6 protein-coding genes are annotated in these 14,660 nt (G+C 64.5%); 4 read left to right on the plus strand and 2 right to left on the minus strand.

Translation table 11 applies throughout. From position 1 onward, the window contains the following. Positions 1-56: 56 nt before the first annotated feature. Positions 57-1,724: a methyl-accepting chemotaxis protein gene (locus tag AB5Y47_RS04520; RefSeq protein WP_010674921.1), complete on the minus strand. Its 1,668-nt coding sequence runs from the start codon at positions 1,722-1,724 to the stop codon at positions 57-59. Positions 1,725-1,852: 128 nt separating this feature from the next. On the opposite strand from AB5Y47_RS04520, the gene AB5Y47_RS04525 reads away from it, so the two are divergent. From AB5Y47_RS04525 to glpC, 4 genes are all read left to right on the plus strand, one after another. Beyond that, the gene (locus AB5Y47_RS04525; RefSeq protein WP_080560511.1) at positions 1,853-2,308 is read left to right on the plus strand and encodes a YchJ family protein; all 456 of its coding nucleotides are present in this window, start codon (positions 1,853-1,855) and stop codon (positions 2,306-2,308) included. 221 nt (positions 2,309-2,529) lie between these two features. Continuing rightward, positions 2,530-4,209, plus strand: coding sequence for an anaerobic glycerol-3-phosphate dehydrogenase subunit A (gene glpA, locus AB5Y47_RS04530; protein WP_368219894.1), 1,680 nt, complete (start codon positions 2,530-2,532; stop codon positions 4,207-4,209). Continuing rightward, entirely contained in the window at positions 4,199-5,476 is a 1,278-nt protein-coding gene (gene glpB / locus AB5Y47_RS04535; protein ID WP_316287592.1) for a glycerol-3-phosphate dehydrogenase subunit GlpB, read from the plus strand. Before glpA ends, glpB begins: the two co-directional genes overlap by 11 nt. A 190-nt stretch (positions 5,477-5,666) precedes the next feature. Further along, complete coding sequence (glpC, locus tag AB5Y47_RS04540) at positions 5,667-6,869, plus strand: anaerobic glycerol-3-phosphate dehydrogenase subunit GlpC (RefSeq protein ID WP_368219896.1); 1,203 nt, start codon at positions 5,667-5,669, stop codon at positions 6,867-6,869. Between the two features lie 303 nt (positions 6,870-7,172). Here glpC and AB5Y47_RS04545 read toward each other — a convergent pair. Next, positions 7,173-14,660: type I secretion C-terminal target domain-containing protein (locus AB5Y47_RS04545; RefSeq protein WP_368219897.1), on the minus strand; the 7,488-nt coding region annotated here is incomplete at its 5' end.

The following is a 14,660-nucleotide window of genomic DNA, read 5'->3' on the forward strand; positions in this document are numbered from 1 at the left end:
TGCGCCGATCCCCAAATTTGCCGTCTGGAAATCCTGTCCAGACGGCAAAAATGTGATTAGTAACGGAAGCGGGAGACGAGTTGGCGCAATTTGTCACCCGTGCCTGCCAGGGCGCGGGTGGTGGTGCTGGACTCCCCGGACGCCTCGGTCAGCTCGCTGACGATCTGCTGGATGGCCACCAGGTTCTTGTTGATCTCCTCGGAGACCGCGTGCTGCTCCTCGGCGGCCGTGGCGATCTGGATGTTCATGTCGTTGATGGTGCCGACCGCCGCCACCATGCTGTCCAGGGAGCTGGCGATGTGGCTCGCCTCCTGCACCGTCTCCTGGCTGCGTGCCTCGCTGGCCTGCATCACCTCCACCGCCTGTTTCACTCCGCCCTGCAGGCGCTGGAGCATCTCGTTGATCTCCTTGGTGCTCTGCTGGGTACGGCCCGCGAGGGATCGCACCTCATCCGCCACCACCGCAAAGCCGCGCCCCTGCTCGCCCGCCCGGGCCGCCTCGATGGCGGCGTTGAGGGCCAGCAGGTTGGTCTGATCGGCGATGCCGCGAATGACCTCCACCACGGAGCCTATCTTGCCGGTCTCGTGGGCGAGCTGCTCGATGACCCCGGCCGCCACATGCACTTCGTCCACCAGCCGGTTGATGCTGCCGATGGCGCTGTTCACCACGCCGCGGGCCGCATCGGACTCGCGGGCCGCATCGCTGGTGGCGCTGGCGGCGTTGGAGGCGCTCGCCGCCACCTCCTGGGCGGTGGAGCTCATCTCGGTCACCGCAGTCACCACCTGATCCGTCTCCTTGCCGTGGCCCTGCATCTGCCTGTCCGCATGCTCGCTCAGGCTATGCAGCCGATCCACGGCCCCCAGCAACTGGTGACTGGTTTCCCCCACCTGGCTCACCACCGACTGGATCCGTTCGACAAAGCGGTTGAAGGCGGCGGCCAGCTGCCCCACCTCGTCCTTGCTCTGCACCTTGAGGCGCTGGGTCAGATCCCCGTCCCCGTCGGCGATGTCATTGAGTGCGGCAACCGCATCCGCCAGCGGGCGGGTGACCCGGTTGCCGATCACCACGGTGGCCGCCAGGGTCACCCCCAGGATCACCAGGATGAACAGCACCCCGGTTTTCAGGGAGCCATACATGGTCTCCTCCCGCTCGCTGCGCAGGGTGGCCAGCTCATTGTCGATGTCGTCGATGTAGAAGCCCGTGCCCACGACCCACTGATACTTGTCGAGCACCAGATTGAAGGAGAGCTTGGGGGCATCCCGCCCGATAGAGGGCTTGTTGGTCCAGTACTCCGAGAAGCCATCTCCTTCCCGCGCCGACTTGATGATCCCCTGAATGAGGAAGGCACCCTTGGTATCCTTGTCCTGCCAGCGGTTCTTCCCCTCCATCTCGGGCCGGGTCGGCAGCAGCACGGTATTGCCCTGATAGTCGTAGACGAAGAAGTAGCCGTCGCTGCCATAGCGCAGCGGCCGCAATATCTCCTTCACCTGCTGGCGCACTTCGGGACTGTCAGGCTTGCCGTAGCTGCCCTCGATGGCCGTCTTGGCCAGCATCAGATAACTGCTGAGCAGCGCCTTGCGCTCCTTGATTGCCCTCTCCCGCGCCACCACCAAATCCGACTCCAGATCGCTCCTGGCCACCAGGTAGTTGCTGAGATTGACCACCAGGGCCATCAGCAGCACGGGGATGGCCCCCAGTAACAGGATCTTCTGCTTAAGTGTCATTGTGTCACCCTTTGTGCTGTGTTCATTGCTGCATGATGTCTGCCTAAACGGCATGGGAAGCTGGCCGAAAGGGAAGTGCGTTCGCTACAATCCCGCCACCTTTAATTATCGACCAGATGAGCTGACTCATGAACCTATGTCCTTGCGGTTCCTCTCTTTTTCTTGCCAAGTGCTGCGGTGTACTCCACGCAGGCCAGCCCGCCGCCACCCCGGAGCAGCTGATGCGATCCCGCTACAGCGCCTTCGTGCTGGGATTGGGAGAATATCTGGTACACAGCTGGCACCCGGACTATCTGAACGGGCTGACCGTGGCCGACCTCTCATCGACCGACACCCGCTGGGATGGCCTCGAGATCCTCGCCAGCCAGGGCGGCCCCGATGACATCCTCGGCATGGTGGAATTCAAAGCCTGGTTCCTGGAGGGGGACGAACGTTACTGCCTTCATGAGCGCTCCCGCTTCGTGCGCCATCAGGGGCGCTGGGTCTACACCGACGGCGAGCAGGATCCGGCGCCGCTGCGGGTCGGGCGAAACGACCCCTGCCCCTGTGGCAGCGGCAAGAAGTTCAAGAAGTGCTGCGGCTGAGGTTTCCCCCACGCCGCCCTCTGGCCAGCCCCCGGGCTGGCCTTCTCCCCTCCCGTCATGCTTTCCCCTGCCCGCCTCGACGGTGACGTGAGGTTCATCACATTTCGCTCATCGCCTCACACTTAATGAGCGTTTACGAACATTAATTTGGCCCATATCAAACATTTTACGTCGTGGAGGCGCCACACTGGCCTCATCTGGAAGAGATGAGACGGGCACGAATGAAAAGAATCACCACACAAGTCGTCATCATAGGGGGGGGCGCCACCGGCGCCGGCATCATGCGCGATTGCGCGCTGCGCGGCATCGACTGCATCCTGCTTGAGCGGGACGACATCGCCGCCGGCACCACGGGCCGCAACCATGGCCTGCTCCACTCCGGCGCCCGCTACGCGGTGACGGATCAGGAGTCCGCCCGCGAATGCATTCAGGAGAACCGCATCCTCAAGCAGATCGCCAGCCACTGCGTCGAGGACACCGGCGGCCTCTTCATCACCCTGCCGGAAGATGACATCCATTTTCAAAATACCTTCATGGACGCCTGCGCCCTGGCGGGCATCGACGCCCGCCAGCTGGATCCCGCCGAGGCGCTGCGCCTTGAACCCAACGTCAACCCGGCGCTGATCGGTGCCATCCAGGTGCCGGACGGCACGGTCGACCCCTTCCGCCTGGCCGCTGCCAACGTGCTGGACGCGAAAGAGCACGGCGCCCGCATCTTCACCCACAGCAAGGTGCTGGGGCTTCTGCGCACCCAGGATAGGGTGCACGGGGTCAAGGCCATCAACACCCGCACCGGCGAAGCGTTCGAGGTGGAGTGCCAGGAGGTGATCAACGCCGCCGGCATCTGGGGCCAGCAGATCTGCGAGTATGCCGACCTCGGCATCCGCATGTTCCCCGCCAAGGGTTCCCTGCTCATCATGGATTACCGCCTCAACCAGCTGGTGCTCAACCGCTGCCGCAAACCGGCGGACGCGGACATTCTGGTGCCGGGCGATACCATCTCCCTCATCGGCACCACGTCGAGTCGCATCGATTACCACAAGATTGACCAGCTCAGCGTCGAGCCCGAGGAGGTGGAGGTGCTGCTGCGCGAGGGGATAAAACTGGCCCCCATCATGGCCCGCACCCGATTGCTGCGCGCCTACGCCGGCGTTCGCCCCCTGGTGGCGGTGGATGGCGACGAGTCCGGCCGCAACATCAGCCGCGGCATCGTGCTGCTGGATCACGCCGAACGAGATGGCCTCCAGGGGTTCAACACCATCACCGGCGGCAAGCTGATGACCTACCGGCTGATGGCCGAATGGGCCACCGACTTGCTTGCCAAAAAGCTTGGCAACAGCAAGCCCTGCCGCACCGCCGAGCTGAGCCTGCCCGGCTCGCGGGATCCGGAGAAGGTCTCCGCCCCCGGTCTCTCGGTACCCGCCGAAGGCTCGGCCCAGTACCGCCACGGCGAGCGGGTCATCGCCTTTTTCCGCGACAACCCCAAGGCCAACGCCCTCATCTGCGAGTGCGAGATGGTGACCGCGGGCGAGATTGAATACGCCCTGCGGGAGCTCGACGTGGACAACCTGGTGGATCTGCGCCGCCGCACCCGCCTCGGCATGGGCCCCTGTCAGGGGGAGCTGTGCGCCTATCGCGCCGCTGGCCTGATGCAGGAGTACGGCAAGGCGGACGGTCGTCAGGCCTGCGTCATGCTGCGCCAGTTCCTGGAGGAGCGCTACAAGGGTACCCGGCCGGTGCTGTGGGGCGATGCCCTGCGGGAAGCCGAATTTACCTACTGGATCTATGAAGGGCTGTTCGGCCTTGGTGAGTGGACGGCCCCCCACCTGGTGAGCGAGCCCCCCTTCCCGCTCGATGCCAGCACCGCCAATTCCACCAAGGAGCGCAGCCATGAAATTTGACAGCATCGTGATCGGCGGCGGCATGGCGGGCCTCTCCGCAGCCCTGCGCCTCGCCGAGGCCGGCCAGAAGACCCTGCTGATGGCCTCCGGCCAGAGCGCCCTGCACTTCTCCTCCGGCTCGGTGGATCTGCTGGAGAGCGACGGGGATCCCCGCGCCGCCCTGCCCGCCTTCATGGCGGCCCATCCGGATCACCCTTACAGCAAGGTGGGGATGCAGAATATCGAGGGGAGTCTGGCCGACCTGCAACGCCACTGCGCAGAAGAGGGGCTACCCTTGATGCGCCAGGAACACAACCACCAGCGGCTGACCCCCATCGGCACCCTCAAAGCCACCTGGCTCTCCCCCGACACTTGCGCCTGCATGACCGATGCCCCCGCCCCGGACGCCATCCTGCTCGCCACCCTGGAAGGGTTTCGCGATTTTCACCCGGCGCTCGCGGCGGCGAATCTCGCGACCCACGCCCGTTTTGCCCACAGCCGCATCCTGACCGGGGAAATTCGCCTGCCCCAGCTCGCCCAGTTCAGCCGCAATCCCCACGAGTTTCGCTCCGCCGACATCGCCCGCCTGTTCGACAAGCAGGGGCCTGGCCAGCAGGACCTGCTGGCGGATCTGGCCCGCGAGATCAGCCGCATGGTGCAGGGATGCGGTGTGCCCGGCTGTCGCCATATCGTGCTGCCCGCCTGCCTGTCGCTGGGGCTGGTCGGCCCGCGTCTGAGCGAGCTGGAACGGCGCACCGGCTGCACCATCAAGGAGGTGGCCACCATGCCGCCGTCCCTCATCGGCATGCGGATGCAGGAGGCCCTCAAGCGCCGCTTCATGGCCCTTGGCGGCACCTTCCTCACCAGCGAGCGGGTGCTGGGCGCTCGCTATGACGGCGACAAGGTGATCGGGGTGCACAGCCAGCACGGGGAGGATCAGCTGTTCGAGGCGGACCACTTCGTGCTCGCCTCCGGCAGCTTCTTCAGCCGCGGGCTGGAGTCGCGCCTCGGAGGCATTCGTGAACCCATCTTCGATGCCGACGTACTGAGCCTTGCCGAGCGCGACGCCTGGGCCGGCCGCCGCCTGTTCGACCACCACCCCTTCATGGGCTTCGGGGTCAAGACCGACGAGCGGCTGCGGGTGCTGCGCGGCGGCAGGCCCCTCACCAACCTCTACGGCGCTGGCAGCGTGCTGGCGCACTATGACCCCATTAAAGAAGGTTCCGGCTCCGGCGTGGCCGTTGCCACCGGCTGGCAAGCCGCTGGCCATATTCTGGCGGAGGGCTGAGATGAATCACATATTCCCACTCCAACGACACGGCGTGCTGGCCCACGACGATGCCCAATCCAAAGAGGGCTCTGGCTCAGGTGTCGCGGTCGCCACCAGCTGGCAGGCCGCCGGTCACATTTTGAGTTCAGCCCGATGATGATTTCGCCCCATATCCCGTGCCTTCACACCCAACGGGAGGAGAACTGACATGCTACTGGATCATGCCAACCAGACTTTCGATCAGTGCATCAAATGCACCGTCTGTACCGCCTACTGCCCGGTGGCCAAGGCCAACCCGGCCTACCCCGGCCCCAAGCAGGCGGGGCCGGATGGGGAGCGGCTGCGCATCAAGAGCCCCGAGCTCTTTGACAGCGCCCTCAAATACTGCACCAACTGCAAGCGCTGCGAAGTGGCCTGCCCGAGCGGGGTGCGCATCGGCGACATCATCGCCAAGGCCAAGCACCAGTACAGCGGCTTCAAACCGGGGATCCGCGAGTTCGTGCTCTCCCACACGGATCTGATGGGCAGCATGTCCACCCTGATGGCCCCGGTGGTCAACTTCACCACCGGCCTCAAGCCGATGAAGCAGGTGCTGGACAAGGCGCTGGGAGTCTCCTCCCACCGGGACTTGCCCAAATACTCACAAGGCACCTTCCGCGGCTGGTACAAGAAGCAGAAAACGACTCAGGCCCGCTTTGCGCGCCAGATCGTCTACTTCCACGGCTGTTATGTGAACTACAACCACCCCCAGCTCGGCAAGGAGCTGGTGCAGGTGCTCAACGCCATGAACATCGGTGTCCAGCTGCTTGCGCGGGAGAAGTGCTGCGGCGTGCCGCTGATTGCCAACGGCTTCATGGACAAGGCCAGGCAGCAGGCGGCCTTCAATATCCAGCAGCTGGAGAACACCCTGCTCGGCAACGAGATGCCGCTGCTGGCCACCTCCTCCACCTGCGGCTTCACCCTGCGGGACGAATATCCCCACCTGCTGGAGCAGGACAACCACAAGGTGCGGGATCGCATCTCCCTGGTGACCCGCTTCCTGTGGAACGAGTTCGATCGGGGCAACAAACCGGCCATGAAGCCCCTCAATCTGCACATCGCCTACCACACCCCCTGCCACCTGGAGAAGATGGGGGGCGTCATCTACACCCTCGAGCTGCTGCGGGCCATCCCCGGCGTCAAGGTGACGGTGCTGGACTCCCAGTGCTGCGGCATCGCCGGCACCTACGGCTTCAAGTCCGAGAACTACGACACCAGCCAGGCCATCGGCCAGGGGCTGTTTGATCAGGTAAACCGGCTCAAACCCGATCTGGTCATCACCGACTGCGAGACCTGCAAGTGGCAGATCGAGATGAGCACGGCGTTTCGCTGCGAACACCCGGTGCACCTGCTGGCACGGGCGCTGGCCTGACCGCCATCCCCCCGGTCCGCCCATCATCACGGGCACCGGCTTGGAAGCGACACGCCCCGGTCAATACCTGCGCCCCCTCTGGCCGGCATTGACCGGGATCGGCGCGGCAAGGCCCTGACGCCGCCCGGGCAGCCCGATGGGAGGCCCGGGCGGCGAATTCCTTTGGTTGTTTGAACCACCCACACAGTGAAAAGCAACAACACCCACCCCGTTAAAATCCATCTCCCATTACCACCACCAGGAAATATCAAGCCAGCATATTCAGCCAAAAAAAGAGCCGGCATTCGCCGGCTCTTTGCCCCATCAGGGGTGCTGGATGATCAGGCTGTGCTGATCCAGCATGGATTGCAGGATGTCGTGAGAGGAGGAGCCACTCAGGTTCCAGCCACTCAGATCCACGTCCTTCAGGGTGATCTGCTGGGTGACATTGCCATCCCCCGCCGGGGAGACCGACAGGCTCACGTCACTCAGGCCATTGCCGGTGCTGGTCACCGATGCCTGGAGATGACCCAGCAGGCCATCCACGCTGTTGTCGGTCACCCCCTTGAGCAGGTCCGCCAGATCGATCCTGTCCCCCTCCTGGGGACGGAAGTCGGTGATGGTGTCTATCGCCGGAGAGGCCGTCGTCCCCTCGTCACCACTGCCCCACACGAAGAGATCGCTGCCGGCGCCACCGGTCAGGAAGTCGTTGCCCTGACCGCCCCGCAGCACATCATCTCCCATGCCGCCCAGGAGGCGATCATTGCCGGAGGAGCCGAACAGCCAGTCCCCCTGATCCGAGCCCAGCAGATCGTGACCGCTCTGGCTGTGGATGGTGATGGTCTCCGTGGCCGAGCTCAGGGTGCCGCCACCCAGGCTGGATTCGGCACTCAGGGTGAGGGCATGATCCCCCGCCGGCAGATCCTTGAGGTAGATGGGCACGGACTGGTCCATCGGCAGCAACCAGTCGTTGCCATCCGCGTGGCCGACGCTCTGGCCGTGCTCGTCCACCACCTGGGCGCTGCCGAGGTTCTGGATCCGCACCGACAGCTCACCCGGGGCCGGATTGACCACGCTGGCGCTGAGGTTGAGCGGCACCCAGGCCCCTTGCAACGCAAGGATATCGTGGGTGCCGACCCCCAATTGGGGATCGTCCGGCTCGGCCGTCACCTGGATGGCAATCTGGGCGCTGTCGGTCAGGACGCCACCGGCACCGGTATTGCCCTGATCCGAGGTGGTGATGCTCAGGTTGTCCTGACCCCAGAAATCCCTGGCTGGCTCGTAGTGCAGGTTGCCTGCCAACAGACCGTTGAGATCATCGAGCGACCCGACCAGGGTCACCACGCTGGTCCCCGCCCCCTGCACCGAGACGGCGCCTGCCGCCCCCAGCAGGGTCAGCACACCGTGCTCCACCCGCAGCACCATGGAGATGGGCGCACTGCCCGCATCCACGTCCTTCACGCTGATCCCGGTGAGCGACAGGGAGCCATCCTCTTTCACCTGCAATGAGCCCGGCACCTGGGTGACAGGGGCATCATTGACTGGCTCGACCTCGATGGGCAGCACGTCGGTATCGCTCAGGGGGCCACCGCTGCCGGTGTTGCCAAGATCATTGGTCACCATGGTCAGGGCATCCTGGCCATTGAAGTCCTGCTCGCCCTGATAGGTCACGCCCCCTGCGAGCAAGGCATTGATGGCATCCTGGGAACCGCTCAGCACCAGGGTGTTGCTGCCGCTGCCGCTCACCGTCACGCCACTGCCCGCCGCCAGTTCCAGGGTACCGTGCAGCACGGAGAGGGTGACAGAGAGGGGGCTGTTGCCCGCATCCACATCACTCACCTGCAGCCCGTGAATGGTGAAGGGCTGATCTTCCTGCGCCACCTGGGGCGTCGTCGGCAGCTGGTTGACGGGGGCATCGTTGACCGGTTGTACCAGGATGGGCAGCACATCGGTGTCACTCAGGGCGCCACCGCTGCCGGTATTGCCCCTATCGTCCGTCACCATGGTCAAGGCGTCATTGCCATGGAAGTCCGGGTCGCCCTGATAGGTGACGCCGCCCGAGAGCAGGGCATTGAGATCCGCCAGAGTGCCGGTCAGCACCACATCGCCGGTACCGTTGCCGGTCAGGGTCACGCCGCTCCCGGCCGGCAGGGTCAGGGTGCCGTGCTCCACCGAGAGGCGCACTTCCATGATGCCGTTGCCCGCATCCACGTCCTTGACCTGCAGACCCTGGATGACGAACGGCTCGTCCTCCTGTGCCACCTGGGGATCATCGGGCAGCACGTTGACGGGGGCGTCGTTGACCGGGCTCACATCGAGATGGATGGTGCCGTTCACTTCGGGGCCGAGGGCGCCGTTGTCCAGGCTCTGGGCCGTCACCTTGATCGCCATGGCGCCGTTGGCGTCGTTGGTCACGAGCTCCACCGCGTCGAGCTTGCCCCCATCCGTGGTGACCTGCCAGCGGCCACCGCCGAGATCCACTACGGTGCCGCTCACCCCGCTCGGCAGGCGGATTTCTGCCCCGTCCGGCACCCCTTCCAGGGTGACGCGCACCTGCTCGGGCCCGTTCTCGTGCACATTGCCGGCATTGCCGCCGGTAGCCTGGGTATCCCGGGTCTCCACCCCCAGGTTCAGGGTGATCACATCCCCTTCGGTGCCGCTCGCCTGCTCCTGCATGTCAGTGATGACCGCATCCCCCACCGGATTGACGGTGACGGTGAAGCCCGCACTGGTTTCAAGGGGCAGGGTCAGCCCCTTGTCCAGGGTGAAGGCGCTTAGGGTCAGATCCACGGTGCCGCTGAAGTCCGCAGGCGGGATCAGGGTCAGCTTGGAGAAGTCGGTGCCCACAGGCACCTGCCACACCCCACCGCCGTTGTTGACCGCCGGGGCGGACAGGGTGAAGCCATCCGGCACCCCCTTGATCTGCAGCCCGACGATCTGCTCGGAGCCATCGTTGTCGATGAGGCTGGCCCCCAGCCCCCCCAGGCTCACGCTGCCATCTTCCTGGCCCGTGACGTTCTGGACCGTGAGGTTGGCCGGATCGTTCACCGGCAGCACCTCGAAGCTCACGTTGCCGCTCCAGCTCCCCCGAACCGTGCCCGTGGTGGCGGTATCGAGAATATCCACCGTCACCGCCAGCGGCACCTTGCCGCTGAAGTGTTCTTTGGGCACGAACACCAGATCCTTGAGATCCGCCGGGTTGTTCACCGTGAGGGTGGAGACCGGCTGGCCGTTCTTGTCGAGGAAGTGACCATATTGGGGATCCACGGTCACGACCACCTGCTCCACGGTCTCGAGACCGCCATCGGCCACCGAGGGGCTGATGTCGGCGAGCTTGACCGAGAGATCGAGATGAATGTCGGTGTCTTCCAGGTTGTCAGGCTGGCCGTCGCCGTTTACGTCCTTCACGTTCAGTTGCAGCTCCGGCAGGCCGTCCGCCCCGCCGTTGATGTCCACCTCCGGGGTGATGGAGAGGGTGACGTCCTTCTCCACCATCTTGGTGTCACCGCTCACGGTGTCGGTGTTGACCAGGCGCACATTGAAGTGCAGGCCGTCACCGGCATAGTCTTGCGGCAGGGTCAGGGTCAGGCGGTCGAGATCATCGAGGCCGCCCGGCAACTTGATGAGGTACTCGCCGTTGACGAAGTCATAGGTGAGCCCCTGTACGTTGACGCCCGGAGGGAGACCAGTGATGACGATGCTGAGCTCGTCGTCCCCGATGTCCGCCGTGCCCAGGGTCACCATCTGCTTGAGCTGGCTGCCGAAGTTGACGCCGTGATCCTCCACCCCGGTGATGGGGGTACTGTTGTCAAAATCGACATCGGCGGCCACCTGACCCGAGTGGGTCGCGCCATGGAAGTCGGCGCTGGCGGTGATCTCCCGATAGGCCGGGGCGCTCACATCCCCCTCGTTGTTGTCACCAAGGTCGACCACCCTGGCGCTCACCTTGAAGGTGACGGTGCCGGTGAAGCCATCCGGCGAGCGCAAGGCATAACTGCCGAGGGCGTCGTGGGGCACCGTCCAGTTGCCCTTGCCATCGTTGATGCCGCCCACCACCACGAAGCCGGGGGGCAGATCGCTGATCACCAGGTAGTCGATGACCTCATCGCTGCTGGGGTCCAGATCCTCGAACACGAAGACGCCGTCCAGCGGGATGTCGTGCCCGTCCGGGCTCTCCAGCTGACCGGTCTGCACCAGGTTGCCATCGGGCTCCACCACCGCCTGGATATCCACATGCAGGGTGCCGTCGATCACCTTCTGGGCAGTGGCGCTGGAGTCCACATCCACTTGTGTCACCGTGACATGGCTCTGGAGGGTGGTGTCCCTGTCGCTGTCTTCGGGCCCTTTCACCAGCAGCTGGCCACCGCCGAGCAGGCTTTGCAGCTCGGCGTCGCTCAAGTCCACGGCGCCGCCGCTCACGGTCAGCTGGGTCTCGACCCCACCCACGCGGATCCAGACTTCATACCCGGGTTCGATACCGGAGAGGCTGAGGTGGGTCACCTTCTCGGCGCCGTCGGTCAGGTCAGGCTGCCAGTCGAGGACGGTGAACTGATCCTCCAGGCCATGGCTGGTCTTGGCGTAGTCGGTAGCGTCGATGGCCGGCTCCACCTTGATGGTGAGGGGCACGTCGAAACTCTTGTGGTCGCCGTCATTTTCGGTCACCACCACGTGGCCGACCAGGTGCAGATCGGCGGTGCTGTTGGGGGGTGGCTGGATCTGCAGGTTGCCAAGGCTGGTCACATCCACCTGATAGAGAGGATTGCCCTTGCCATCGAGCCCGGCGAAGGTCAGGGTCAGCTCCTTGCCACTGCCGTCGAATACCTTGGCCCCTTCCGGCAGCCCTTCCAGCACCAGGTTGAGGGTTTCCGAGTGATCGAGCGGGGTATCCGTCCACTCCCCCGAGGTGAGCTTGAAGTCAAGGGGCGCCCGGCCATCCTCCTGGATGGTGATGCTGTAGCCGTTGCCATCCTGGGTCCAGTCGGTGGTATTGAGATCGAAATGGGGTTCATCCACCACCCCCACCAGATCCACGTGCAGGCTCTGGCTGCCGGTCTCCTTCTCGCTGACCACGGTGTGGGTCTGGCCGCTGGCATCGGTCAGAATGGCGGTGTCCTTCACCACCCCCTTGATGGTGAGATCGAAATCGACGTTGCTGTTTTTGGGCGGCAGCAGCTTGAGGTCATTGATGCGGTCATAGGGCACCTCGTAGTAACCGTTGGCATCCAGGGTGACCGCCACCCCACCCAGCAGCAGGGTGGCACCGGCGGGCAGGCCGCTGATGCGCACGAACAGCTGCTCGGAGCCATCTGTGGTGTCTCCCAGATGGGCGAGCCCAATCTTGCTGCCCAGATCGATCAGGGTATCTTCCTTGCCCTGGATCTCGCGCACCGTCAGCTTGGCATCGTCCGCCAGCGGGTTCACGTTGACAATCACCTCCAGCGGATCGCCGAGGGCCGTCTCCTTGCCGGTCACCACCGGGGTCTTCTCCGTGCTCACCGGGGTCACAATGAGCTTGATGTCACCGCTGTAGTCCTTGCCGGGCACCACCGTCACCTTGTTGATGTCGCCACCGGCCACCGTATAGAGGCCGTTCGCCCCCGGGGTGAGCACCTTGCCGTTCAGGGTCAGCGAGCCCTGGCCGGACGCCCATTTGATCTGGTAGCTCAGGGTCTCGGAGCCGTCCGTATCGGTGAGACCCGCCTTGACGTTGAGGGCGATGCCGCTGCTGTCCTCGTCCGTGGTGTAGTGCTGGTGCGTGCTGCCCGCATCCCACAGGGGTTTGTCGGCAATGCCCTGCACCGTGATGTCCAGATTGCCGGTCAGCACCGGGGGCTTGCTCCCCTCGGTGACCCCCACCTGCAACTGCACCGGGAAGCGCAGCGGAGCACCTCCGTTGTTGTAGCTCGAGTAGTCGTGGTTTGGCACAAAAGTGACACCGGTGAGCTGGAACTTGTCATCAGTGTTGGCCACCGCCACCATGGCCGCAGGCGGCACCTCATACCAGGTCTTGCCCCCCTGGGTGATGGTGGTCAGTGCGACGCCGTTGAAATAGAAGGTGCCGTGAGCATTGGCCGGCGCCTGGATCAGCAATTTCTCGACGAACTCGCCCCGATCGTAGTCGCCGATGTCCAGGGCCATGGTGATGGGGATGCCATGAGTGGGATCACTGGCCCCCGCATCCTCGGCGCCGGTGACTGCGCTCACGGTGAGCTTGCCCGCCTCGTCCCATATGGTCAGGGTCAAGACACCGTCATCGGTGTCCCCATCCCCGTCCACCAGGTGGAAGTCGATGGTCTGCACCAGGGTATTGTTGCTGTGATTAACGCCGGATGTCGCCGTGAAGCTGTAGTTGCCCTCGGCACTGATCACCAGGGTGCCGATCACTTGTCCCGTGCTGTCGGTGACTGCAATGCTGGTGTTGCCGCTGGCGGCGATGGGGTGCTCGGTGCCATTGATGGTCACCGATCTCACCACCGCATCGTCCGCCCCCTCGCTGGCAGTGGCCAGCAGATCGCCGGTCACTTTCGCCCCTTCATTCAGGGTCTTGCTCGCGTCCACGGCCACGGGTACGTCATCCTGCACGCTCACATGGCCGATCACTTCGGCACTCAGATCCCCGTCACTGTCCCGTGCCTGCAACGGCAGCTGGATATCCAGCAGATCCTTGCCCTGGACGCTGTGATCCAGATTGCCGGTCAGCTCGAAGGTGTAGCGGCCGGACACATCCAGGGTCAGCTTGAAGATGAGCTTGCCTGCGCTGTCCTTGCCAAGGTAGACACCCGGCTGGCTGTCTGCCCCAATGGTGACCGCCTTGCCCCCCGACGTCAGGGTATTGAGGGCGTTGAAGCGGGCTACATCCAGTTGCAGGGAAACCACCCGGTCACTCCCGGCGGCGATCGTCACCTGGCCGATGGCAACCTCTCCCGTGCCTGACGGGCTGGTACCCCCATGCTGGCCACTGCCCCCGTTGAGGTCCGACTCCTTGACGGTCACCCCCTCGATGGCGGTGATCACGGGATCCGCCGCATCGGTGATCACCGCCGTGGTGCTGCCGGTGATCACACTGCCGTCGCTGTCGGTCACCTTGACCGGCAGGCTCAGGTTGAGCTTGTCGTCGGCACCGTGATCCAGGTTGGTGTGTACCGTCACCTGGTAATCGAGGGTTGCCTGGGTGTGGGCTTCGATGCGCCCCGGCACGCTCGGCAGGGTCACCGTCAGCACCAGGGTGCCGCTCGCAGTCACTGCCTGGAAGCCGTGGCCGTTGCTGCCCGGCACCTCCTGCCAGGTGAGGGTCTCGCCGTTGTGGGTGATGGCCTTGCCGCTCGCATCCAGCACCTGACCACTCAGGGTCAGCCGCACGTCCACCACGGGATCGGAATCCGCGGTGATGCTCAGGGTGCCGGTGGCATGCTGATCATCGCCGGTCTGGTTGTTGGCGGCACCGTCGAAGCGCCCCTCGCTCAGGGTCACACCGGTCAGGCTGAGGGTCGGGTTGGCCCCTTCCGAAATGCGGATGTTGAGGGTGCCCGTGGCGCTGTCGTTGTTGCCGCTGCCCTTGTCGCTGTCGACGATGTTGAGCTTGAACGGCAGGTCGGTCGCAGTGCCACCGCTCTGGTGAACCCCCTCGAACAGGGTCACCTTATAGTCAAAGCCGTTGCTGGCAGCGTTGTCCAGCTTGCCCACCAGTTCGACCTGAAGCACCTCGACGCGCTGGCCATTGACTTCCACATAGCCTTTCAGCACCTGGTTGCCCGGGATGCTGGCATCGCCGTCGACCAGCTCGTATTTGACGCTCTGGCCCAGGGCGGTCAG

This window comes from Aeromonas sp. R7-2 (genome assembly GCF_040908105.1).
GTDB lineage: Bacteria > Pseudomonadota > Gammaproteobacteria > Enterobacterales > Aeromonadaceae > Aeromonas > Aeromonas caviae.